Raw genomic sequence first — 22,991 nt, forward strand, 5'->3', positions numbered from 1 at the left:
GGGAGCCTAGGAGGTCAGCGGCGCGATGACGGCCGCGCCCGCGGCGAGGAGTTCATCGGCCAGGGCGTGGCCGAGCTGCGCCGCGGCGTCGACGTCCGCAGCGGGTGCAGAGCGCGTCAGTCGGAGGATCGACCGACCATCGAGGCTGCAGACCACGGCTTCCAGGGCGAGCTCGTCGCCCCGCAGGTGCGCGAGTGCTCCGATCGGAGCGCTGCACCCGGCCTCGAGGCGACGCAGGACGGCGCGCTCGGCCGTGACGGCGAGGCGTGTGGGCGCGTGGTCGTAGGACGCCAGGGCTTCGCGCACGCCGGGTGCGGCCTCGCCCTCACGGCACTCCACCGCCAGGGCCCCCTGCCCGGGAGCCGGCAGCATCACCGCGGGATCGATCAGTTCGGTGATGGCCTCCTCCCGACCCAGTCGCCGCAGACCCGCAGCCGCCAGGACCACGCCGTCGAGGTCTCCCGGCGCTCCGCTGACGAGCCCGGCGACGCGTCCGAGGCGCGTGTCCACGTTCCCGCGGATGTCCACCACCTCGATCCCCGGGCGGGCGGCCCGGAGCTGCGCGGCACGGCGGGGTGAGCCGGTCCCCACCCGGGCGCCGTCGGGCAGCGTGGCGAGCGTGAGACCGTCGCGGGCGCACAGTGCATCGCGGACATCCTCACGCCCCGGCACCGCCGCGACGGTCAGCCCGTCCGCAGGCAGCGTCGGCAGATCCTTGAGCGAGTGCACGGCGAGATCGCAGCGCCCCTCCAGCACGGCGTCGCGCAGCGCCGCGACGAAGACACCCGTGCCGCCGATCTGCGAGAGCGAGCCCTTCAAAATATCGCCCTCGGTGCGTACCCGCACCAGTTCGTAGGACGACCCGGCGAGCTCCGACACCCGCTCCGCGACAGTGGTGGTCTGGGTCATCGCCAGGGCGCTGCCCCGGGTACCGACCCTGATCATCGCCATTATTCGCCGGGGTTCGGCAGCGGGGTCCCCACGGTGGAGTCGACGGCCGCGACGGTGGGCTTCTCCCCCCGCCGGTTCGCGCAGCAGTTGGGCCGGCACACATCGAACCAGGGGCCCAGGGGCGTGGTCGAGGGGCGGTCCGCGATGTTGTTCTCGATGGTGCGCTCGAGGATCAGGTCGACGAGGCCCTCGACGAACTTCCGGTGGGTGCCCGGGGTGGGCACCCTGTCCGCGACCATGCCGAGCTCGGCGCAGGTCTCCTTCGCCTCGGTGTCGAGATCCCAGGCAACCTCCATGTGGTCGGAGACGAAGCCGAGGGGCACGATCACGACGCCGCGCGCCCCGCTCTCGTAGCGGTCCCGCAGTGCGTCGCTGATGTCCGGCTCGAGCCAGGGGATGTGCGGGGCGCCCGAGCGCGACTGGTAGACGAGCGACCACTCGACGCCGGCCGCCTCGGGGATGCGGTCGAGGACCGCCTGGGCGGTGGCGAGGTGCTGCGCCACGTACGCGCCCTCCTCGTAGGCCGGACCACCGTCGGCATCACGCGGACCGGCAGCTTCCGCGTCGCCCATCGGGATGGAGTGGGTGGAGAACATGATGTGCACCGGGGCGTCGGCGGCGTCCTGCTCGGCCAGACCGGCGCGCACCGCGGCGAGTCCTGCGGACACGCCCTCGACGAAGGGCTCGACGAAGCCGGGGTGGTCGAAGTACTGGCGCACCTTGTCCACTTCGAGCCGGCCCTCGAGCCCGGTCTTCACGAGTGCCATTCCGAGGTCCTCGCGGTACTGCCGGCAGCTCGAGTAGCAGGAGTACGCGCTCGTGGTCACGGCGAGCACCCTGCGGTGCCCGGCGTCGTATGCCTCCTGCAGGGTGTCCGCGATGAACGGCTCCCAGTTGCGGTTGCCCCAGTACACCGGGAGGTCGATACCGCGCCGCCGCAGCTCGGCCTCCATGGCGGCCCGGAGGGCGCGGTTCTGGCTGTTGATGGGGCTCACGCCGCCGAAGGCGCGATAGTGGTGCGACACCTCCTCTAGACGCTCATCCGGGATACCGCGGCCACGCGTCACATTGCGCAGGAACGGGATGACGTCGTCCTGCCCCTCCGGTCCGCCGAAGGAGGCGAGCACCACGGCGTCGTACGCCTTCGGCGCCATCCTGCCGTTCTCGTCGATCCCCTCGCGTGGGTCGAATACCTGAGTGGTCACTGGAGTACCTCTGCAATCTCGTCGTGGGTGATCCGCCGGCCGGTGAAGAACGGCACTTCCTCGCGCACATGACGGCGGGCCTCGGTCTCCCGGAGGTGCCGCATGAGGTCCACGAGGTCCACGAGGTCGGGGGCCTCGAGTGCCAGGATCCATTCGTAGTCGTTCAGGGCGAAGGACGACACCGTGTTGGAGAGGACCTGCGGGTACTTGCGCCCCTTCATGCCGTGGTCCATGAGCATCTCGCGGCGCTCCTCCATGGGCAGGATGTACCACTCGTAGGACCGGACGAACGGGTACACGCACACCCACTCGGCCGGTGCCACGCCTCGGGAGAACGCCGGGCTGTGCGACTTCGAGAACTCGGCGTCCCGGTGCACGCCCATGGCGGACCACTCGATCTCGGCTCCGGCGAAGGCCCCGGTGCGGCGGAGCTTCCGGACGGCTGCCTGCAGGTCCTCGGCCCGGGGTCCGTGCAGCCACACCATGACGTCGGCGCCGGCACGCATGGCTGAGACGTCGTAGAACCCGCGGAGCACCACGCCGTCCTGCTCGAAGCCGGCGATGGTCTCCTCGAGATCCGCGACCTCGGCGGCACCTGAGCCGCCACTGCGCCGGAAGACGGTCCAGAGGGTGTAGAAGAGTTCACCGGGGGCGTCGTCGCCCGCTCCGGTCTGCTGTGCATCGTGGGTTGGGTTGCTACCGGTTGGCTCAGTCATGACTACAGTTTGCCTCTGTCCGGAGACGATCCGAAATCTTTTTCTTCTACCGCACGTAGAAGCGACGAACATCACACAGGAGGCCCCGACCCGTCGCCTCCCGCTCCGGCCAGCAGGGCGTCCGCGAGCGCCCCCGCCCGGGCCCGTGCGTCATCGATGACCGCCACGAGTCCCGTCCCCGCGAGCCACCCGCCCGTGACGGCGAGGGAGTTGGCATGGTCCGCCACCAGGGCCCTGATCCGGGCGACCCGCTCCCGGTGGCCCACGGCGGCGTGCGGCAGGGCGCCGGCCCAGCGCACCACGTCATGATCCAGCACGTCCGCTGCCCCGACCGGGATGCCCAGGAGCACGGAGGCGTCCGCGAGCGTATGGCTGAACAGGACGTCGTCGTCACTCGCGATACCGACGTCGGCCGGGCGGTCGCCCACGCGCCCGAAGGACAGGCGCAGCACGTGGCGCCCGGGGCCGGCCTGCTCGCGCAGCCACGCCCACTTGGCGGTGGAGTGCGTGAGTGCCTTCGCGGCGACCCCCTCGACGCCGCGCGCCACGAGCACGCCCGTGCCCCGCGGCCGGACGTCGAGTGCGGGGAGGTCCACGAGCAGGGTCACCAGGGCCACGCCCGGCACGGGAGCGGGCCGTTCCGCGGCCAGGGCCGGCAGGCCCGGGGACAGCAGGTCGACGGCGGCCCTGCCCTCGGTGGCGACGACCACGCCGTCGGCGACGAGGCGCCGCGGCGCTCCCGCGCGGCCGGTCGTGACGGTCCAGCCGTCCCCGGTGCGCGTCAGGTCCGTGACCTCCTCCCCCGTCCGCAACTGTGCCCCTGCGGCCTCGAGGTCGGTGACGAGGCGGTCGCGCAGGAGCGCGATCCCGCCGTCGATCCCGCCCACCGCCGCGCCGGCCGGGGCCGCCGCGCGGAGAGCACCTGCGGCGGCCCCCAGCGATCCGAGCCGCGCCATCGTCGCGCGGAGTCCCGGTGCCACGGAGTCGACGTCGAGATCGTCGGGGTCGGCGGAGAAGACCCCGCCCGCAACGGGAGCCACGAGCCGCGCGAGGATCTCGTCGCCCATGCGGGTGCGGACCAGTTCTCCGAGGCTGACACCCGCCCGGGTGGCGAGGGAGCCCACCGGCAGGACGCCGTCCTGCGCGGCGCGCCGCGCTCCCTCCGGGGAGATCATGGCGCTGATCAGGGGATCGGTGGGATCCGCCGGGATCCCGAGCACCCCGGAGTTCGGCAGCGGCCGGGCGGACGCCTGCAGGTCCGGTCCGGGTAGCTGGACCCAGGCGCCGGTCGCCTCGGGTGTCACGAGCCGCTCACCCAGGCCGAGCTCGGCGGCCAGTGCCGGCACGGTCGCGGAGCGCGTGGAGAAGGATTCCGCGCCGCTGTCGAGCTGGAGGCCTCCGAGCACCCGGCCGTCCACGGTGCCCCCGAAACGATCGGAGCGCTCCAGCAGGGTCACCCGGACCCCGCGCCGGAGCAGAGTCCGTGCAGCCAGCAGGCCCGCCATACCCCCGCCGATCACCACGGCGCTCCGCTGCCGTGCCGGACCCGCCTGCTCCCGGGCTACGGCGTCGTCGCGCCCGGTCATGGCTAGGGCTCCAGCGAGTGGATGAGCTCGACGACGCGCGTGAGCACGGCGGGATCCGTCTCGGGCGGTACGCCGTGCCCGAGGTTCACCACGTGTCCCGGTGCCGCGGCCCCGGCGGCGAGCACGTCCCGGACGTGCCGCTCGAGGACGGGCCACGGTGCGGGGAGCAGGGCCGGATCGATATTGCCCTGGAGCGGGACGGCGCCACCGAGCCGCCGATTGGCCTCGTCGAGCGGCAGCCGGTAGTCGACGCCGATCACGTCGACCCCGACGTCGTGCATGGCCACGAGCAGTTCCGAGGTGCCGGTGCCGAAGTGGATCAGGGGCGCGCCGAGGCCGCGCACGTGGTCCAGGGCCCTGCGCGAGGCCGGCGCCACATGACTCCGGTAGTCCGCCAGCGAGAGCGAGCCCGCCCAGGAATCGAAGAGCTGCGCCGCACTGGCGCCGGCCTCGAGCTGGGCGCGGAGGAACATGCCGGAGGCGTCGGCTGCCCACTCCGTCAGGGCCTGCCAGGTGTGGGGATCCGCGTGCATCATGGTGCGCGGTCCGAGGTGGTCCCGGGACGGCTTTCCCTCGACCATGTAGGCGGCCAGGGTGAAGGGGGCACCAGCGAACCCGACGAGCGGCGTGGAGCCGAGCTGCTCGACGGTGAGGCCCACGGCCTGCCGGATGGGTTCGAGGGCCTCCGGCGTGAGGCGCGGCAGGGCCGCGACGTCGGCGGCGGAACGGATCGGCGAGCCGAGGACCGGGCCCACTCCGGGAACGATGTCCACGTCGACGCCGGCCAGCTTCAAGGGGATGACGATGTCCGAGAAGAAGATGCCCGCATCGACGTCGTGCCGCCGGACCGGCTGCAGCGTGATCTCCGAGGCCAGCTCCGGGATGAGGCAGGACTGCAGCATGTCGGTGCCCTCCCGCAGAGCCCGGTACTCGGGCAGCGACCTCCCGGCCTGGCGCATGAACCATACGGGGCGCCGGTGCGGTCTCTGGCCCCGGTAGGCGCGGATGAGTGCCGAGTCGGACGTACGTCCGTCGACCAGCGGGTGCGATGCTCCAAGGTCCATGCACCCGATTCTGCCGAAGATCCCTGCGGAGCGTTAACCGGTGCAGGCGCCCCGACCACGCCGCGCTGCTCCGCGTGCGCAACATCACTCCGCTTCCGCGACCACGGGTCTGGCGGAACGGCGAGGAATACCCTCCCGGGTAAGGCAAACCTATTCAGGGAATGGGACGGGACCTCGGTATGCTGGAATCATTGTGGTACTTCTTTCACTCGTAGCGACCCACTCGGATGTAGACCTGGAAACCGTGGCCCGACTCAGCATCGGAGCGCCCCAGGTCCCCTCGGTGGTGCTCGCCGACGACAGGACCGTTGCCGGCGCCGTCGTCCTGGCCACGTGCAACCGCTTCGAGATCTATGCCGAGGCGCCCACCGTGGAGGACGTCGAAGCCGCCCGCTCGGCGATCATCTCGACCATCAGCGAGTACTCCGGCATCTCCGAGCAGTCCGTCTCCTCCTCCTTCCGGACCCACACCGGGCAGGATGTGGCCGAGCACCTCTTCGCCGTCGGCGCCGGCCTCGATTCCGCCGTGATCGGCGAGCGGGAGATCGCGGGGCAGGTGCGGCGGGCCCTCATCGAGGCTCAGGGCTCCGGTGCGGCCAGCGGCTCCCTGGTGCGCCTCTTCCAGGCTGCCTCGAAGACCGCCAAGGACGTCGGAGCGCAGACAGCCCTCGGCTCCCGTGGACGCTCGATCGTCTCCGTGGCTCTCGAGCTCGGCAGTGACATATCCGCCGACCCGGACTGGTCCCGGAAGTCGGTGGTCCTCTTCGGCACGGGCGCGTACGCCGGAGCGACCGTCGCGGCCCTGAAGGACAGGGGCTGCACCGACATCTCCGTGTTCTCCTCCTCGGGCCGCGCCGAGGCCTTCGTCGCATCCCGCGGCGGTACCGCCGTCTCCGCTGCGGGTCTGGCCGATGCCCTGGGGCAGGCCGACGTCGTCATCGGGTGCAGCGGCAGTGACGCCCGCATCGACGCCGCCGACATCGAGCGGGTCCGCGCAGGCAGCACCTCTCCCCTGCTCGTGATCGACCTGGCACTGAGCCACGACTTCGACCCGGCCGTGGGACTGCTCGACGACGTCGAGCTCATCACGCTCGAGTCGGTCCGCGCAGCTGCCCCCGACGAGCAGGCGGATTCCCTGGTGCAGGCGAGCGACCTCGTCCGGGACGCGGCCCGCGCCTTCGAGGAACAGCAGAGCGCACGAGCGATGAACGCGTCGATCGTGGCACTGCGCCGCCACACGCAATCGGTGCTCGACTCCGAGATGGAACGTGTCCGCGCCCAGCACGGCTGCACGGCCGCCGCGGAGGAGGTGGAGTTCGCATTGCGCCGCATGGTGCGTCAGCTCCTGCACGTGCCCACCGTGCGGGCTCGCGAACTCGCCGCCGAGGGACGCCAGGAGGACTACGAGGCAGCGCTCCAGGCCCTGTACGGGATCGACGTGACGCAACCCGGCACGCCGGCGGACGCCACCGCCGACCGGACGCCCCGGACAATGCCCGGTGCTGGCGCTGGTGCCGAGGACGCGGCGTGCCCGGTGGATCGGGATCGTCCGGCTCGCGGCGCCTGAATCGAGGAGGTTCCCGGGTACGGGGGCTCTTCAGGACATCGGCCTGACCAATACGTGGGCCGGTCCACTCCGTGCGCCTGTCTAATACGTGAGCTTGTCCGGTTCGATCCTGCGGACCCACTCCGTGATGCCGCCCTCCACCGAGTGCACCTCCGTGTGGCCCCGGCTGCGGAGGAATCGGACCACCTCCGCAGACCGGACGCCCGATTTGCAGTGCACGTACGCCGTCCGCGCAGGATCGACGACGGTCTCGCCGTCGAGGATTGTGCCCTTGGGGACGAGCACGGCGCCATCGATACTCACGATCGCGTGCTCCTCGGGGCTGCGCACATCCAGCAGGTCGAAGTCCGCCCGGCCCTCGGAGCGCGCCGCGAGGAGCCCCGCCAGCTCGTCCACGGACACCACCGGCACCGCCGCCGTGTCCGGGCCTGCCGCCGCATCCGGGTCCACCGTGCGGGTCGCGGAGGGCAGCCCGCAGAACTGCTCGTAGTCGACGAGCTCCGTGATGGGCGGGATGCTCGGATCCGGCCGGACCCGCAGTTCGCGCCAGCTCATCGCGAGCGCATCGAAGACCAGCACCCGGCCGAGCAGGGTGGTCCCCACTCCCGTGATGAGCTTGATCGCCTCGTTGACCATCACGGAACCGATCTGCGCGCACAGGACCCCGAGCACACCGCCCTCCGCGCACGACGGCACGGACCCCGCCGGCGGCGGTTCGGGAAAGAGATCCCGGTAGGTGGGCCCGTGCCCCTGCCAGAAGACGCTGACCTGTCCGTCGAAGCGCAGGATGGAACCCCAGACGTAGGGCTTGCCCAGGATGGCGGCGGCGTCGTTGACGAGGTACCGGGTGGCGAAGTTGTCGGTGCCGTCGATGATGAGGTCGTACCCGGAGAACAGGTCGAGTGCGTTGGCGCGCTCCAGCCGTTCCTGGTGCAGCACCACCTCGACGAGCGGGTTCACCTCCGCCACACTCAGGCGCGCGGACTCGGCCTTGGAACGTCCGAGATCGGCCATGCCGTGGATGACCTGGCGCTGCAGGTTCGACAGCTCGACGTCGTCGTCGTCCACGATGCCCAGCGTGCCCACCCCCGCTGCCGCCAGGTAGAGCAGCGTCGGGGAACCGAGCCCGCCTGCTCCTATCACGAGGACACGTGCCTGTCTGAGGCGCAGTTGCGCCTCGATCCCGAACCCGGGAATGATCAGGTGCCGGGAGTAGCGCTCCGCCTCCTCCTGCGACAGGGTACCGACCGGCTCCACCAGCGGCGGAAGCCCCGCGGGGCTGTCCGCCGACGGCGGCGCGACGGCGGAAGCCAGGGATCCGGAAACAGTCATACCCAAGGGTAGGGCGCAGCACCGCGGCGATGCCACCGCGGGGCCGGCCGGTAAACTGGCGCTACCCGATCGCGACAGCTGAGGATTCCCTACGTGAGTGCAGAACCGACCACCGGACGCGCCGTGCGGCTCCCGCGCGACGAGCGTCGACGCCAGCTCCTCGCGGCAGCACAGGCGGTCTTCGTGGGCAACGGCTACCACGGGGCCGCCATGGACGACATCGCCGATGCCGCCCGGGTCAGCAAGCCGGTGCTCTACCAGCACTTCCCCGGCAAGCGCGATCTGTACCTTGCCCTGCTGGACAGCCATCTCGCGGAACTGACCGAGCTGTTGATCGATGCGCTCCGCTCCACCGATGACAACGATCTGCGCGTCCACGCGACCATGCGCGCGTACTTCCAGTTCATCGCCCAGGACAGCAGGGCGCATCGACTGGTCTTCGAATCCGACATCAGCGACGAACCGGACGTCAGCAGTCGGCTGGAGGCGTTCAACGCCCACTTCGCGAGCGCCATCGCGGAGGTGATCGCCGACGACACCCAGCTGTCCATGGTCGAGGCGACCCTCCTGGGCAGGGGCCTCGCCGGGATGGCGCAGATCAGCGCCCGCTACTGGCTCGAGACCGACGGCAGCCTCGACATCGATGCCGCCGCGGAGCTGATCTATCGTTTAGCTTGGCGCGGAATCAGCCGCTTCCCCAAGGAGATCTAGAGTAGGTTCCAGAGAGCATCAGGCTCACTACACAGGAGGCACGCGCCGTGGAAATCAAGATCGGTATCCAGAACATCAACCGCGAGATCGTCATCGATTCCACCGAGAGCGCCGACGCCATCGCCGAGCTGGTGGGCAAGGCCATGGGCGAGGGCACCGACCTCCGCCTCAAGGACTCGAAGGGCCGCCAGGTCATCGTTCCCACATCGGCCCTGGGATATGTGGAGATCGGCGCCGAGGAGACCCGGCGCGTGGGCTTCGGCGCACTCTGACCCGGGACAACACCAGAAGGACCCTTACCAGACCTACCCGGTCGGGTGCGGGTCCTTCTGCGTGGGGCTAGGCCGTCAGGCCGAGGGCGCTCATCCGCCGGGAGTGGTTCCGCGTGAGTTCGGAGAAGAACGTCCCGCTGGGCCGGGCCGGGCCGTCCTCTCCGGCGAAGAGCAGTCCCGCGAGATTCTCCCGCTCTATGCCCACCCGCTGCGCCTGGGTCAGCGCCTCTCCCACGAGCCGCCGTCCCCAGAGCGCGCAGCGTGACGCGAGCCGGGGATCATCGGCGAGGGCTTCCTTCAGGCGGTCCCGGAGGTGTTCCGCACCGTCGCCCGAGTCGATGACGGCGATCAGCTCGCGTGTCCTGGCGTCCAGGTTGTGCGCCAGCGAACGGTAGAAGTCCCGCGAGAAGGCATCGACCACGTAGGCCTTCATGAGCGACTCGTACCAGTCGCCGGGCCGCGTCCGCTCGTGGAAGGAGTCGATCGAGGCGCAGAACGGCGTCATGGCGTCCTCGACGGTGATGCCCAGGCCGTCGAGGAACCGACCCACGAGCTCGAAATGCTCGAACTCCTGCACCGCGAGCCTGCCGAGGCTCGCACGATCAGCGAGGCTCGGCGAGAAGCGAGCATCGGAGGACAGCCGCTCGAATCCGGAGAGCTCCGCGTAGGCGATGGCGCCGAGCAGATCCGCGACGAAGCGGACGTAGTGGGGATTACCGAACGGGTCCTCGACGTCGCTCCCGTGGGCGGCGGAAGCTGCCTCCGAAGCAGTCCGCGGCTCGGCGGCAGGAGGGGCCATGCTGTCGGAGGCGCCGTTGTTCATGCTGCTAAGAGTACGCAATCGCCGGGGAGCGGCAAGCCGTCGGCCCGGCCCGGGACACCGCGCTGCTGCGCCGCCCCGGGCCGATGTCCGTGACGTGCGTTACCGTGAATCCCGTGCCAGCGAAGCCTCCGGTTCCCGAGCGGGACGCGCAGCAACTCCTTGCCCGCTCGCTGAGCGGGCTGCGTGCGGAGCTCGATCTCCGTGAGGGCTTCCCCGAGGAGGTCCTCCGGGAGGCGGCTGCGGCGGTGGTCGCCCACCGCCTTCCGTCCGAGGATCTGCGGGAGCTGCCCTTCCTCACCATCGATCCGCCCGGCTCCACCGATCTGGACCAGGCCATTCACCTCGGACGTGGCGCCGCGGACGACGCGGACGGGGCTGCCTACGACGTGCGGTACGCCATCGCCGATGTTCCCGCCTTCGTCCCGGCGGAGGGCGCCGTCGATCTCGAGGCCCGGCTTCGCGGCCAGACCATGTACGCCCCGGACGGCCGGATCCCGCTGCACCCGGACGTGATCTCCGAGGGGGCCGCGAGCCTGCTGCCGGGTCAGGACCGCCCGGCCTTCGTCTGGCACTTCCGGCTCGATGCCGCGGGAGCTGTCGACTCCGTCTCGGTGCGCCGCGCCACCATCAGGAGCCGGCGCCAGCTCACGTATGCCGAGGTGCAGTCCGCGATCGACGCAGGGACCACGGACGAACAGTTCCGCCTTCTCGAGGAGATCGGCCGGCACCGCATCCGGTTGGAGCTCGAGCGCGGGGGTGCCGGCCTGACACTGCCGCGCCAGGAGGTCACCCACGACGGCGGGCGGTACGCCATCGTGACCGAGCCCGCCAGGCCCTGCGAGGACTGGAACGCCCAGCTCTCGCTGATGACCGGCATGGCGGCGGCGCGCATCATGCTCGACGGCGGCATCGGGATCCTCCGCACCATGCCCGCGCCCGACGACGGTGCACTCAGGAAGTTCCGCCTGCAGTCCGTGGCCCTCGGGCACCCGTGGCCCGAGGATCTGCCCTACGGGAACTTCCTGCGCACCCTGGATGTCAGCGAGCCCCGGCAGCTCGCCCTCATGCACGCGGCCGCCACGCTCTTCCGCGGCGCCGGGTACACCGTGTTCGACGGCGAGCTCCCCGATGACACCGTCCAGTCGGCGATCGCCGCGCCCTACGCCCACACCACCGCACCCATCAGACGGCTCGTGGATCGCTTCGTCCTCGTGATCTGCGCGGCGCTGTGTGCCGGCGAGGACGTCCCCGGGTGGGCGCGGCGTGCGCTACCCGAGCTGGGTTCCGTCATGGCGTCCTCGGCGCAGCTCGCGTCCCGGCTCGACTCCGGTGCCCTCGACGCGGTCCAGGCAGCGCTGCTGAGCGAGCGGATCGGCGAGGCGTTCTCCGCCGTCGTGCTGCAGGGCTCCCCGCCGGCCGCCGACGACGCCCCCGGCAGGCAGGCGCCCCGCCCGTCCGGCGTGGTCCAGGTGGCCGATCCCGTCCTCGAGGCGGTCTGCTACGGGGACCTGGTGGCCGGCGAGAAGGTCACGGTGATCCTGCTGGAAGCGGACATCGCGCGTCGTCGCCTGCGCTTCGAGGTGAAGCCGGCCGACGCGTGATCGGCGCGGCCCGTAATGACGCCCGGCGGGGGCGGGCGGGGTAGAGTCGACAGCGTAGTAATGGATGCCCGGTCGTTATCACGTCCTCGATAACCCGCAGTACCTACTCGATCCCGAGTTTTCCCGCAGGCGCAGGTTCTACTCCGCAGCCCGCACGCAGTCGCAAGCCCGCGATCGGCTTCCACTGGACGCCCTGCGCCCGTCGATACGCTCCGCCCCGCCCGAAGTCGGTCCGGTGCGTCGAGCCTTCGCCGCCGCACGGCCTGAAATGAACGGTAGAACGTGCAGAACACAGAACACACCACAGACACCCCCCTGGCCTCGGACGCACACCACCTCGTCGCCGACGACGCCCCGGACGCCATCGACGTCGAGGAGACCCTGGTCTCCACGGACGAGCCGCACGCGGAGGTCGTCGAGACCTTCGCCGACTTCAACGTGCGGCCCGACATCGTGGAGTCGCTGGCCGACGCCGGCATCATCCACCCCTTCCCCATCCAGGCGATGACGCTGTCCATCGCGCTCGGCGGGCACGACATCATCGGGCAGGCGAAGACCGGCACCGGCAAGACGCTCGGGTTCGGCATCCCGGCGATCCAGCGGGTCGTGGGACCCGAGGATCCCGGCTACGAGAAGCTGCCCGTGCCCGGCGCGCCGCAGGCCCTCGTGGTGGTACCCACCCGTGAGCTCGCCGTGCAGGTCGCCGGGGACCTGACGACGGCGGCGAAGAAGCGCAACGCGCGCATCGTCACCATCTACGGTGGCCGCGCCTACGAGCCGCAGATCGAGGCCATCAAGCAGGGCGTCGAGATCGTGGTCGGCACCCCCGGACGACTGATCGACCTCTACCGGCAGAAGCTGCTGGTGCTGAAGAACGTCAAGATCGTGGTGCTCGACGAGGCCGACGAGATGCTCGACCTCGGCTTCCTGCCCGACGTCGAGACCCTGATCGCCGCCACCCCGCCCGTGCGCCAGACACTGCTCTTCTCGGCGACGATGCCCGGCCCCGTGATCGCGATGGCCCGCCGCTACATGACCCAGCCCACGCACATCCGGGCCGCGGATCCCGAGGACGAGGGCATCACCAAGAAGGACATCCGCCAGGTCATCTACCGGGCGCACAATCTCGACAAGGCCGAGGTGGTGGCCCGCATCCTGCAGGCGAGGAATCGCGGCCGCGCCATCGTCTTCTGCAAGACCAAGCGCACCGCCGCGAAGCTCTCCGAGGAACTCATCGACCGCGGCTTCGCCGCCGGCGCCATCCACGGCGATCTGGGGCAGGGCGCGCGCGAGCAGGCCCTCCGGGCCTTCCGCGGCGACAAGATCGACGTCCTCGTCGCCACCGAGGTGGCCGCGCGCGGCATCGACGTCGACGACATCACGCACGTCATCAACTACCAGTGCCCCGAGGACGAGAAGGCCTACCTGCACCGCGTGGGCCGCACGGGTCGCGCAGGCAAGAAGGGCACCGCCGTGACCTTCGTCGACTGGGACGACGTCCCCCGGTGGGGACTGATCAACAAGGCGCTGGGGCTGGACACCCCCGAGCCGGTCGAGACCTACTCCTCCTCACCGCATCTCTTCACGGATCTCGACATCCCCGAAGGCACCAAGGGTCGCCTGCCGCGCAGGGAGCGCAAGCTCGCCGGCATCGACGCGGAGGCCCTGGAGGATCTCGGCGAGACCGGCAAGCGCGGCGGCGCCCCCTCCGGCCAGGACCGCTCCACCGGTCGCGGCTCGGGCGGTCGCGGCTCGGGCGGTCGCGGCTCGGGTGGTAGTGACTCGGCTGGTAGTGGCTCGGCTGGTAGTGGCTCGGGAGGACGGTCCGGGCAGGGCGGCGAGGGATCGCGTGGATCCCGCGGACGCGGCCGCGGTGGCAATCGTGCAGCAGAGGCCCCGGGCGCCGCGGCCGACAGTCCGGCGGCGGACAACCGGGGGGCGGACAGTCGGACGACGACGGAGCCTGCCGGCAACGAGGCTCCGGGTCGCCGTCGCCGACCGGCAGGTGAGGGCGAGGCGCCCTCGGGCGAGCGTCCCCGGCGCAGCCGGACCCGGCGGCGCAACGGCGAGGTCGTCGCAAAGTCCGCCGGCGGCACGGAGGACTAGCCCTCCGTGAGTGGACTCCCCGCGCCGTCACCGCTGCCCTCCTGGAGCGGTGACGGCGCCAATCTCGTGGTGAACGCCGACAACGCGGACTTCCTGCCCACCCTGCCGGATGGCGCCTTCACCCTCGTCTACGTGGACCCGCCCTTCAACACGGGTCGCGTGCAGCGCCGGCAGCAACTGAGCACCCGGCGCGCCGAGGCGGGCACGGGCAACAGGGTGGGCTTCAAGGGACAGTCCTACTCGACGGTCAAGGGCACTCTCGCGAGCTACGACGACGCGTTCGAGGATTACTGGGAGTTCCTGGCCCCACGGCTCATCGAGGCGTGGCGGCTCCTCGCCGACGACGGCACGCTCTACCTGCACCTCGACTATCGGGAGGTGCACTACGCCAAGGTGATGCTGGACGCCCTGTTCGGCCGCGACAGCTTCCTCAACGAGATCATCTGGGCCTACGACTACGGTGCGCGGACCACGCGGAAGTGGCCCGCCAAGCACGACAACATCCTCGTCTACGTGAAGAACCCGTCCGCCTACCACTTCGACAGTCAGGCTGTGGACCGGGAACCGTACATGGCCCCCGGGCTCGTGACGCCGGAGAAGGCCGCACGCGGAAAGCTCCCCACGGACGTGTGGTGGCACACCATCGTGTCCCCTACCGGCAAGGAGAAGACCGGCTATCCCACCCAGAAGCCCGAGGGACTGCTGCGGAGGGTGGTCGCGGCGAGCAGTCGCGAGGGCGACTGGGTGCTGGACTTCTTCGCCGGCTCGGGCACCCTCGGCGCCGTCTCCGGGAAACTCGGACGCCGCTTCGTCTGCGTGGACAGCAACCCGCAGGCCATCGCCGTCATGAACGCGCGCCTGGACCGCTGGCTCTGAGCCACCCGTCGAGGACGGCTTCCTCCCCCCGGACCGGGACTCACGGGGCGGCGGCGCCCGTCGCGAGACCCTGGATGGCCCCGAGCACCTCGGGGGCGGTCAGATTCTCTCCCAGCAGATTCGGCTTCCCGCTGCCGTGGTAGTCGCTGGAGCCCGTCACGAGCAGTCCCCGCTCGCGCGCGATCCTGCGCAGTGCCACCTGCGCGGCGGCGGGATTGTCCCGGTGCTCCACCTCGAGGCCCAGCAGTCCGGCGTCGATCATCTCCTCCAGATCCGCACCACCCACCACCGCTCCCCTGTTGGACGCCGAGGGATGGGCGAACACCGGGACCCCTCCGGCAGCGCGGATCAGCCCGACGGCGTGGGCCGGGTGCGGCGCGTAGTGGCTGACCCAGTAGGGGGAGCGCGCCGTGAGGACGCTCTGGAAGGCCTCCGAGCGGGTCCGCACGATCCCGAGGCTCACCAGGGCGTCGGCGATGTGCGGCCGTCCCACCGTGGCACCCTCGCTCACGTGCTGCGCCACGAGGTCCCAGCTGATGGGGTAGTCCACCGACATCAGTTCCACCATGCGCCGGGCACGGGTCAGCCGCGCCGTCCTGGAGCGTTCGATCTCCGCGTGCAGGCCCGGATGCAGCGGGTCGTGCAGGTAGGAGAGCATGTGCACGCTGATACCCGTGTCCGTCCGGCAGGAGACCTCCATGCCCGGGACGAACGTGATCCCCAGTCCGTGCGCCGCCGTCCGCGCGCGGTCCCACCCTGCCGTGGAGTCGTGGTCGGTCAGTGCGACGGCGTCCAGCCCGGCGGCCACGGCGGATCCGATCAGGACCTCCGGGTCCTCTGTGCCGTCCGAGACGTTGGAGTGCGTATGCAGGTCGATCCTCACCGGGTCCAATCTACGCGCCGGCGGCGGCGTCCTGGTCCATGCCCGGCGGGCCGGACTTCCCCGGCCTGCCACAGCGGTGAGACGATGGCAGGATGAGTACCGCCGACATCGAATCCGCAGCCCACAACCCCTCCGACTCGCCGGAGGGCCAGCCCCTGTCCGACCGCAACGAGAACCGGTCGCAGCGCCCCGATTCTGACGCCTTCAAGGCGTTCATGGCCAGTGAGTGGGCATCTGACACCGCGACACTCCCGGAGAGGTCACCCGTGGCGGAGCACGCCGCACGACGCCGGCGCGCCGTCTCCGACCGCTTCCCCGGGGAGCGCATGGTCGTCCCGGCGGGGCCCTTCAAGGTGCGCTCCAACGACACCGACTACCGGTACCGGCCGCACTCGGGGTTCGCGCACCTGACCGGTCTCGGCCTGGACCACGAGCCCGACGCCATGCTGGTGCTCGAGCCGGTGGAGCACGGGCAGGGCGACGACGGCGGGAACCACACCGCCCGGCTCTACTTCCGTGAACTCGCGGGCCGGGACAGCGCGGAGTTCTACGCCAACGCCCGGTACGGGGAGTTCTGGATCGGCCGGCGTCCGTCGATGGCGCAGCTGAACGCCCAGCTGGACCTCGCGACCGCCGACCTCGGTGAGCTGGAGGTCGCCATCACCAAGGACGCCGGGGTGGCCGAGATCGGCGGCATCGGGATCCGCCTCCTCCGCGAGGTGGACCCGGCCGCGGATGCCCTGGTGGACACCTCGCGCATCAACACCGGGGTGGACCTCGAGAAGGCGGACGCCCTCGATGCCATGCTCGCCGAGTTCCTCTCCGAACTGCGCCTCATCAAGGACGCGTGGGAGATCGAGCAGATGGAGGTCGCGGTGGCTGCGACCGTCGACGGCTTCCACGAGGTCATCCGGACCCTGCCGCGGGCCATCTCCCACCCGCGCGGCGAGCGCGTGGTCGAGGGTGCGTTCTTCACGCGGGCCCGCGAGGAGGGCAACGATCTCGGGTACGACACCATCGCCGCCGCCGGCAACAACGCCACCACACTGCACTGGATCCGCAACACGGGCCAGGTCAAGGCCGGCGAGCTCCTGCTGCTGGACGCCGGCGTCGAGGCCGAGAGCCTCTACACGGCCGACATCACCAGGACCATCCCCATCAACGGCACGTACACGGACACGCAGCGCGCCATCTACCAGGCCGTGCTCGATGCGGCCGACGCCGGGTTCGCCGCAGCCCGGCCCGGCCGGAAGTTCCGCGAGATCCACGATGCGGCCGTGACGGTGCTCGCCGAGAATCTCGACCGCTGGGGGCTGCTGCCGGTATCGCTGGATGAGGCCCTGGCACCTGACGGCCAGCACCACCGCCGCTGGATGCCGCACGGCACCAGCCACCACCTCGGCATGGATGTCCACGACTGCGCCCAGGCCAAGCGTGAGCTCTACCTGGACGGCGTCCTCACGGAGGGCATGGTCTTCACGATCGAGCCGGGCCTCTACTTCAAGGCCGAGGATCTCGCCGTGCCGGAGGAGTACCGGGGGATCGGCGTGCGGATCGAGGACGACATCCTCATGACAGCCGACGGACCCGTCAACCTCAGCGCCGCGCTCCCCCGCAACCCCGAGGACGTCGAGGACTGGATCGCCGGGATCTGGGGCAGCACCGGCGAGTAGCCCTCACCCCGGCTCCGGACCGGACGACGGAAGGCAGGGACCATCGGGTCCCTGCCTTCCGTGTCGCTCGACGCCGGTGCGCTCCGCCGCACGGAGCTGCTGATCAGGAGCGGATCAGCCCCGGCGCTGCGATGAGGTGGGTCCGCCGTTCTCGGCCTCGCCCGTCGGGGACTGTCCACCGTGCACCGTTCCGGACTGCTCCGCCGGATCGCCGGCCGGACGATCCTCGACGCGCTCCCCGTACTGGGGGCGTCCGTCCGGAAGATCGGGGAGCTGACCACGACGCGGCCCGGTGGTCCCCGGTCCGGCGGTCTGGTCGGCGGTGACCGGGTCCTGGGCGGGCTGTGGCGGCAGGGCGGGGGGCTGCTGACCGGCGTAGGGATCGTTCCACTGGGCCGGACGATCGGGCGCCGGCTGGGAAGGCTGCTGGCCCTGTCGCCCGGTGGAGCCGGCGACCGGGTGCTGGGCCTGGCCCTGCATCGGGAGCTGCTGCAGCAGCTTCCGTGCCTCGGCCGCGAGGGTGGGATCCACGAGGACGTCGTAGCTGGTCGCGATGACCTGGCTCGTGGAGGTGAAGTCCCGCTTGCCACGCTGGAAGGCGTAGGTGATCACGCCGAAGAGGAGCCAGAAGATGGCACCGAGGGCGATCGAGGAGGTGATGGTGATACCCGACTCGCTCCCTGCGAAGAGACTCAGGATGAGGCCCACGAAGAGACCGAACCAGGCACCCGTGGCTGCGCTGCCCAGGGCCACGCGCGGGTAACTGAGCCGCCCGGTGACGCGCTCCACCGCCTTGAGGTCGTTGCCGACGATCGCCACCTTCTGCACGGCGAACTTGTGATCGGCGAGATAGTCCACCGCCTTCTGCGCATCGAGGTAACTCGTGTAGCGGCCGATGATCTCGCCCGTGGGCAGGGTGCGGCCCTGGTCACGGGAGGCGGTGGTTCCAAGTGGCGTCGACATGATCCCTATTCTGGCCCACGGCCTGCCGCCGGGACAGCGGTATCGCCGCTGGTGAACGCCCACGGTCCTCCGACGCGGCAGGACCCCGATGCCGGTCGGCGCGAGCGTGCCCGATAGCCTAGGACGGTGACTACCAATCCGACCCGCGTCTTCGTCGCACGACTGCTGGGCCTGGACGTCTTCGACCCGCTCGGTGACCGGCTGGGCCGCCTCCGGGACGCCGTCGTGCTCGATCGCGGTGCCGCCGGCCCGCCCCAGGTGGTGGGTCTCGTGGTCGAGGTCCCCGGCAAGAAGCGGGTCTTCGTGCCGATGACCCGTATCACGTCGATGGATGCCTCCCAGATCATCTGCACCGGACTGGTCAATCTCCGCCGGTTCGAACAGCGCGGGGCCGAGATGCTCGTGGTCGCCGAACTCTTCGACCGGCGCCTGACGCTCCGCGACGGTAGCGGCAGCGCCGTGGTGGAGGACAGCGCCATGGAACGCGACCGCAGCGGCGACTGGCACGTCTCGCAGCTGTACGTGCGCCGCGGTGGATCCTCCACCTCGCCCCTGCGCGGCCTGCGCCGCGGTGGGGAGCGCCTGATCATCGACTGGATCGACGCCTTCCACGGGCCCGCGAGCGAGCCACAGGGCGCGTCCCAGTACGTGGCGCAGCACGAGGACCTGAAGGCCGCCGACTTCGCCGACGCCCTCCACGAGATGAACGACAAGCGCCGCGTGGAGGTGGCCGGGGAGCTGCAGGACGATCGTCTCGCGGACGTCCTGCAGGAACTGCCCGACGACGACCAGGTCCAGATCCTGTCCTCGCTCACGCGTGAGCGTGCGGCGGACGTCCTGGAGGAGATGGACCCCGACGACGCGGCCGATCTCCTCAACGAACTGCCCGAGGCAGAGAAGGAGGAACTGCTGCAGCTCATGGAGCCGGAGGACGCCGAGGACGTGCGCCGCCTGCTCGAGTACGAGGAGGACACGGCAGGATCGCTGATGACCACGGTCCCGGTCATCCTGCCTCCGGAAGCCACTGTCGCGGAGGCCCTCGCCCATGTGCGCCGCCAGGAGCTCACCCCCGCCCTCGCATCGGCGATCTTCGTCTGCCGCCCGCCGCTCGAAACCCCCACGGGGCGCTACCTCGGTGTGGTCCATATCCAGCAGTTGCTGCGCTATCCGCCTCCGGAACCCCTCGGCAACATCATCGACACGGATCTCGAGGCCGTCGGCGACCAGGCCGCCCTGAGCGATGTCTCGCGGATCCTCGCGACCTACAATCTGAACTCGGTCCCCGTCGTCAACACCGAGGGTCGTCTCGTCGGCGCCGTGACGGTCGACGACGTCCTGGACCATCTGCTGCCCGACGACTGGCGGGCACAGGACGATGCATCGGAAGCGAAGCGAGGTGAACGCCGTGGTTGAGAGAATCAGGTCGAGTTCCAGTGGGCTGGACATGCCCCGCGAGAGTCGGATGCGGCTCCTGCCGCGCCTGCGTCCGAACCCGGATGCCTTCGGCAGCGCCACCGAGAACTTCGCGCGGTTCATGGGCACACCCCAGTTCCTCTTCTACATGACCGTGTTCTGCGCGGTGTGGCTGCTGTGGAACACGCTGGCGCCGGAGGGCCTGCGCTTCGACAGCGCCGCGATCGGGTTCACCCTGCTGACGCTCATGCTCTCGCTGCAGGCCTCCTACGCAGCTCCCCTGCTGCTCCTGGCCCAGAACCGCCAGGACGATCGCGACCGCGTCTCGCTCAAGGAGGACCGCCAGCGCGCGGAACGCAATCTCTCCGACACCGAGTACCTGACCCGCGAGATCGCCGAGCTGCGCATCGCCCTGCGGGAGGTGGCCACCCGCGACTACGTCCGCTCCGAACTGCGGTCCGTGCTCGACGAGGTACTGGAGACGGCGGACGGCCAGGAGCTGATGCTGCAGAAGCGCAAGCCGCGGAAGTCCTCCGACACCGCCACCACGCCGAGGGTGCAGCCCGCAGGGAGGAGGCAGTCGCGGTGACCTTCTCCCCGCCCAGCGAGCAGGCAGTGCGCGACGCCCTCGCCACGGTGATCGACCCCGAGCTGCGCCGTCCCATCACCGAGCTCGGCATGGTCGCGTCGGTGGCCGTCGAGGGCAGCACAGTGCGCATCGGGATCCTGCTCACGATCGCCGGGTGTCCGCTGCGTGGCACCATCACCGAGGACACCGAGGCCGCGGTCTCGCGCGTCGAGGGCGTGGACGAGGTGGTGGTGGACCTCGGGGTCATGAACCAGGGCCAGCGTGACGCCCTGAAGGACCAGCTCAAGGGCCCCGGTGGCCGGCGCGGCATCCCCTTCGCCGATCCGGCGTCGCTGACGCGGGTCTACGCCGTGGCGAGCGGCAAGGGAGGCGTGGGGAAATCGAGCGTGACGGTGAATCTCGCGGTGGCCATGGCCGCGCGCGGTCTCCGGGTGGGGATCGTCGACGCGGACATCTACGGCTTCTCCGTCCCGGCCCTCATGGGTATCAGCCAGCAGCCCACTCGCGTGGACGAACTCATTTTGCCGCCGGTCGCGCACGGCGTGAAGGTGATCTCCATCGGCATGTTCGTCGAGGGCAACCAGCCCATCTCCTGGCGCGGCCCCATGCTGCACCGTGCCCTGGAGCAGTTCCTCACGGAGGTCTACTTCGGGGATCTCGACGCCCTCTTCCTCGATCTGCCGCCGGGTACGGGCGACATCGCGATCTCGGTGGCCCAGTTGCTGCCCTCCTCCGAACTCCTGGTGGTGACCACACCGCAGAGTGCCGCCGCCAGCGTGGCCGAGCGTGCGGGAGCCATGGCAGCGCAGACCGGACAGGGCGTTGCCGGGGTCATCGAGAACATGTCCTGGCTCGAACTGCCCGACGGCGGACGGCTCGAGCTCTTCGGAGCCGGCGGGGGCGCACTGCTGGCCACCCGGCTGTCCGGCACGCTGTCGACCGAGGTACCACTGCTCGGCAGCATCCCGCTGGATCAGAGCTTGCGCGAGGGTGGCGACGAGGGCCTGCCCCTCGTCCTCGGGACCGAAGCCTCCGCGGCGAAGGACGAACTGATCAGGATCGCCGCGCTCCTCGCCGGGCGCCCACGAGGCCTCGAGGGGCTGAAGCTTCCTGTCACGGTCTCCTGACCCGCAGAAGAGTCCCGGGCCGGACCTGCCCGGCCATGCGGGGTACGGCTAAGTGGCTTCCAGATCGTAGGGGGCGGGCTCCCCTGGCGCCAGCGTGGGCCTCAGGGGCACCGACGGGCCCGGGCCCACCTGCAGGGCCGCCGCGGTGGCGGCCGCCGGAACAGCGGTCGGCGCTCCGCTGCTGACGGGCTTGAAGACGTCCTCGATGTCGTCGAGGAGCGCCTCCTTGATGATGCGTCGTGGGTCGTACTGGCGCGGATCGAGCTTACGCCAGTCGACCTCGTCGAGCTCCGGACCCACCTCTTCCCGGAGCTGGTCACGGGCCCCGGTGGCCATGCGCCGCAGGCTCTTCACGAGCCTCGCCAACTGCGCGGCGTACTCCGGGAGGCGTTCCGGGCCGAGCACCACGACGGCGATGATCGCCAGGACCACCAGTTCGAGGCCATTGATTCCCAACACGCGAGAAGCCTACCTTCCCGGTCAGGACGTACCGCATCCGGTGGCGCGCCCGACGTCGGCCCCGGGGATGCAGCTCCCCATGGGTCAGCGGTCCTGCGGGTGCGTCATGACCGACAGCCCCCGCATGATCCTGTCCATCATGGAGCCGTCCTGTCCGTGCGGCGTCGACAATCGGGCGTAGTCCGTGGTGACGAGCTGGTTGAGCGTCTGCGGCATGGCGGCGGGCGGCAGCTCGGAGACCACCGTATAGGTCACCGTGGGTGAATCGAGCACCACGAGCCAGGGCTCGCCGGAGCGCACCCACAGATCTCGACCCACACCGCCCACGTGGTCGAAGCCGTCCTGCTCGACCGTCCTGCCGCTCGCTGCGTTCACCGGCACCGCCGTCGTCGCATCGGGGCGCCCCTCGATCTTCCGCTGCTCGTAGACGGTGACCTCGTCGCCGTCGTGCTCCAGCACGAGCCGGAGCGTGGGCATGTCGCCCACACTCATGCCCCCGGCGCTCCTGAGCGTGAATCCGAGGGACGTGAGCGCGGGACACGCCCACCCCTCCGCCCTCAGCGTCTCCAGCTGATCGGCATCGAGTGCGGTGGGCGTGCGCGGCACCATGGACTCCCACCCCGCGCGCAGCGCCGTCGGACCGGCCGCTCCGGCCGTCGCCTGCTGCGGGGACCCCGCCACGTAGGCGCTGCCGAGCACTGCCGCAGCCACCACGGCCGAGACGGCGGTCGCGGCAACGACTGCGCGGCGGCGGCGTGGCGCACGGAGCGCAGGATCGTGAGCCACACCTGCGGGGCACGTGCGTCGGACGTCGTCCGACCGCGTAACGTCGGAGGACCCGGGGACCTCCGGGGCGTGGGGAGGGCGCGACGTCGTGGAGAGGAGCCTGCGCTGGAAGTCCGGATCGAGTGACGGACGCTGCAGCCCCAGGAGGGTGCTCTTGTGACCGCGCAGCCGGCTCACGGCCGCCGTGCAGGGCGCGCAGAGCTGGACATGGCGCTCGACGGCGAGCCTCTTCCGGTCGGACAGCTCGCCGTCCACGAGGTCCTGCAGGGAGCGCCGTGGATGGAACAC

General features: G+C 70.7%; 21 protein-coding genes. 10 read left to right on the forward strand and 11 right to left on the reverse strand.

Going from position 1 to position 22,991, the window contains the following annotated elements:
- Positions 1-6: 6 nt before the first annotated feature.
- From hemC to hemE, 5 genes are all read right to left on the reverse strand, one after another.
- Entirely contained in the window at positions 7-951 is a 945-nt protein-coding gene (gene hemC / locus FQ377_RS12670; RefSeq protein WP_148601632.1) for a hydroxymethylbilane synthase, read from the reverse strand.
- Complete coding sequence (locus tag FQ377_RS12675; RefSeq protein WP_148601703.1) at positions 951-2,105, reverse strand: ferrochelatase; 1,155 nt, start codon at positions 2,103-2,105, stop codon at positions 951-953. Before FQ377_RS12675 ends, hemC begins: the two co-directional genes overlap by 1 nt.
- Positions 2,106-2,152: 47 nt before the next feature.
- Positions 2,153-2,872 (reverse strand): hydrogen peroxide-dependent heme synthase, encoded by a 720-nt coding sequence (gene hemQ / locus FQ377_RS12680; protein WP_148601633.1) that lies wholly within the window; start codon positions 2,870-2,872, stop codon positions 2,153-2,155.
- A 71-nt stretch (positions 2,873-2,943) separates the two neighbouring features.
- Positions 2,944-4,458: a protoporphyrinogen oxidase gene (hemG, locus tag FQ377_RS12685; protein WP_148601634.1), complete on the reverse strand. Its 1,515-nt coding sequence runs from the start codon at positions 4,456-4,458 to the stop codon at positions 2,944-2,946.
- 2 nt (positions 4,459-4,460) lie between these two features.
- A complete protein-coding gene (hemE, locus tag FQ377_RS12690; protein WP_148601635.1) occupies positions 4,461-5,522 on the reverse strand; it encodes a uroporphyrinogen decarboxylase in 1,062 nt (353 codons plus the stop codon).
- Positions 5,523-5,715: 193 nt separating this feature from the next.
- Here hemE and FQ377_RS12695 point away from each other — a divergent pair, with 193 nt between their 5' ends.
- Complete coding sequence (locus FQ377_RS12695) at positions 5,716-7,089, forward strand: glutamyl-tRNA reductase (RefSeq protein ID WP_148601636.1); 1,374 nt, start codon at positions 5,716-5,718, stop codon at positions 7,087-7,089.
- An 81-nt stretch (positions 7,090-7,170) separates the two neighbouring features.
- Here the strand turns inward: FQ377_RS12695 and moeB are convergent, their stop codons facing one another.
- A complete protein-coding gene (moeB, locus tag FQ377_RS12700) occupies positions 7,171-8,421 on the reverse strand; it encodes a molybdopterin-synthase adenylyltransferase MoeB (protein ID WP_148601637.1) in 1,251 nt (416 codons plus the stop codon).
- A 93-nt stretch (positions 8,422-8,514) separates the two neighbouring features.
- Between moeB and FQ377_RS12705 the strand changes: the two genes are divergently transcribed.
- Entirely contained in the window at positions 8,515-9,132 is a 618-nt protein-coding gene (locus FQ377_RS12705; protein ID WP_262364450.1) for a TetR/AcrR family transcriptional regulator, read from the forward strand.
- A 47-nt stretch (positions 9,133-9,179) separates the two neighbouring features.
- Complete coding sequence (locus FQ377_RS12710) at positions 9,180-9,404, forward strand: DUF3107 domain-containing protein (RefSeq protein WP_148601639.1); 225 nt, start codon at positions 9,180-9,182, stop codon at positions 9,402-9,404.
- 67 nt (positions 9,405-9,471) lie between these two features.
- On the opposite strand, the gene FQ377_RS12715 is transcribed toward FQ377_RS12710, so the two are convergent.
- The gene (locus FQ377_RS12715; RefSeq protein ID WP_262364451.1) at positions 9,472-10,227 is read right to left on the reverse strand and encodes a ferritin-like domain-containing protein; all 756 of its coding nucleotides are present in this window, start codon (positions 10,225-10,227) and stop codon (positions 9,472-9,474) included.
- Between the two features lie 113 nt (positions 10,228-10,340).
- Here FQ377_RS12715 and FQ377_RS12720 point away from each other — a divergent pair, with 113 nt between their 5' ends.
- The 3 genes from FQ377_RS12720 (at position 10,341) to FQ377_RS12730 (ending at position 14,810) form a co-directional block, all read left to right on the forward strand.
- Entirely contained in the window at positions 10,341-11,828 is a 1,488-nt protein-coding gene (locus tag FQ377_RS12720) for an RNB domain-containing ribonuclease (protein WP_262364452.1), read from the forward strand.
- Positions 11,829-12,110: 282 nt separating this feature from the next.
- Positions 12,111-13,934: a DEAD/DEAH box helicase gene (locus FQ377_RS12725; protein ID WP_395858491.1), complete on the forward strand. Its 1,824-nt coding sequence runs from the start codon at positions 12,111-12,113 to the stop codon at positions 13,932-13,934.
- A 6-nt stretch (positions 13,935-13,940) separates the two neighbouring features.
- The gene (locus FQ377_RS12730) at positions 13,941-14,810 is read left to right on the forward strand and encodes a DNA-methyltransferase (protein ID WP_262364453.1); all 870 of its coding nucleotides are present in this window, start codon (positions 13,941-13,943) and stop codon (positions 14,808-14,810) included.
- A gap of 40 nt (positions 14,811-14,850) precedes the next feature.
- Here FQ377_RS12730 and FQ377_RS12735 read toward each other — a convergent pair whose 3' ends face one another.
- Positions 14,851-15,693, reverse strand: a complete 843-nt coding sequence (locus FQ377_RS12735; RefSeq protein ID WP_148601641.1) for a PHP domain-containing protein — start codon at positions 15,691-15,693, stop codon at positions 14,851-14,853.
- Positions 15,694-15,785: 92 nt separating this feature from the next.
- Here FQ377_RS12735 and FQ377_RS12740 point away from each other — a divergent pair, with 92 nt between their 5' ends.
- Complete coding sequence (locus tag FQ377_RS12740; protein ID WP_148601642.1) at positions 15,786-17,366, forward strand: aminopeptidase P family protein; 1,581 nt, start codon at positions 15,786-15,788, stop codon at positions 17,364-17,366.
- Between the two features lie 114 nt (positions 17,367-17,480).
- On the opposite strand, the gene FQ377_RS12745 is transcribed toward FQ377_RS12740, so the two are convergent.
- Positions 17,481-18,329 carry a YflT domain-containing protein gene (locus FQ377_RS12745; RefSeq protein ID WP_148601643.1) on the reverse strand — a complete coding sequence of 283 codons (849 nt, stop codon included), beginning with the start codon at positions 18,327-18,329 and terminating at the stop codon, positions 17,481-17,483.
- Between the two features lie 126 nt (positions 18,330-18,455).
- Between FQ377_RS12745 and FQ377_RS12750 the strand changes: the two genes are divergently transcribed.
- Genes FQ377_RS12750 through FQ377_RS12760 form a run of 3 tightly spaced genes read left to right on the forward strand, consistent with a single transcriptional unit; the run spans position 18,456 to position 21,458 of the window.
- On the forward strand, positions 18,456-19,742 hold the full coding sequence (locus FQ377_RS12750) for a magnesium transporter MgtE N-terminal domain-containing protein (protein WP_148601644.1): 1,287 nt from the start codon (positions 18,456-18,458) through the stop codon (positions 19,740-19,742).
- Between the two features lie 31 nt (positions 19,743-19,773).
- The gene (locus FQ377_RS12755) at positions 19,774-20,331 is read left to right on the forward strand and encodes a DUF1003 domain-containing protein (RefSeq protein ID WP_262364454.1); all 558 of its coding nucleotides are present in this window, start codon (positions 19,774-19,776) and stop codon (positions 20,329-20,331) included.
- A complete protein-coding gene (locus tag FQ377_RS12760; protein WP_262364455.1) occupies positions 20,328-21,458 on the forward strand; it encodes an Mrp/NBP35 family ATP-binding protein in 1,131 nt (376 codons plus the stop codon). Before FQ377_RS12755 ends, FQ377_RS12760 begins: the two co-directional genes overlap by 4 nt.
- A 48-nt stretch (positions 21,459-21,506) precedes the next feature.
- On the opposite strand, the gene FQ377_RS12765 is transcribed toward FQ377_RS12760, so the two are convergent.
- Both FQ377_RS12765 and FQ377_RS12770 read right to left on the reverse strand, forming a co-directional pair.
- On the reverse strand, positions 21,507-21,917 hold the full coding sequence (locus FQ377_RS12765) for a twin-arginine translocase TatA/TatE family subunit (RefSeq protein WP_148601646.1): 411 nt from the start codon (positions 21,915-21,917) through the stop codon (positions 21,507-21,509).
- Positions 21,918-22,001: 84 nt separating this feature from the next.
- Positions 22,002-22,991, reverse strand: coding sequence for an anti-sigma factor family protein (locus FQ377_RS12770; protein ID WP_148601647.1), 990 nt, complete (start codon positions 22,989-22,991; stop codon positions 22,002-22,004).

This window comes from Arthrobacter echini (assembly GCF_008107445.1).
GTDB classification, from domain to species: domain Bacteria; phylum Actinomycetota; class Actinomycetes; order Actinomycetales; family Micrococcaceae; genus Arthrobacter_D; species Arthrobacter_D echini_A.

Bases quoted from the DNA above. Each gene is read 5' to 3' on its own strand.
- hemC (WP_148601632.1), bottom strand. From the start codon at position 951: ATGGCGATGATCAGGGTCGGTACCCGGGGCAGCGCCCTGGCGATGACC.
- FQ377_RS12675 (WP_148601703.1), bottom strand. From the start codon at position 2,105: ATGGCGCCGAAGGCGTACGACGCCGTGGTGCTCGCCTCCTTCGGCGGA.
- hemQ (WP_148601633.1), bottom strand. From the start codon at position 2,872: ATGACTGAGCCAACCGGTAGCAACCCAACCCACGATGCACAGCAGACC.
- hemG (WP_148601634.1), bottom strand. From the start codon at position 4,458: ATGACCGGGCGCGACGACGCCGTAGCCCGGGAGCAGGCGGGTCCGGCA.
- hemE (WP_148601635.1), bottom strand. From the start codon at position 5,522: ATGGACCTTGGAGCATCGCACCCGCTGGTCGACGGACGTACGTCCGAC.
- moeB (WP_148601637.1), bottom strand. From the start codon at position 8,421: ATGACTGTTTCCGGATCCCTGGCTTCCGCCGTCGCGCCGCCGTCGGCG.
- FQ377_RS12715 (WP_262364451.1), bottom strand. From the start codon at position 10,227: ATGAACAACGGCGCCTCCGACAGCATGGCCCCTCCTGCCGCCGAGCCG.
- FQ377_RS12740 (WP_148601642.1), top strand. From the start codon at position 15,786: ATGAGTACCGCCGACATCGAATCCGCAGCCCACAACCCCTCCGACTCG.
- FQ377_RS12745 (WP_148601643.1), bottom strand. From the start codon at position 18,329: ATGTCGACGCCACTTGGAACCACCGCCTCCCGTGACCAGGGCCGCACC.
- FQ377_RS12755 (WP_262364454.1), top strand. From the start codon at position 19,774: ATGCCCCGCGAGAGTCGGATGCGGCTCCTGCCGCGCCTGCGTCCGAAC.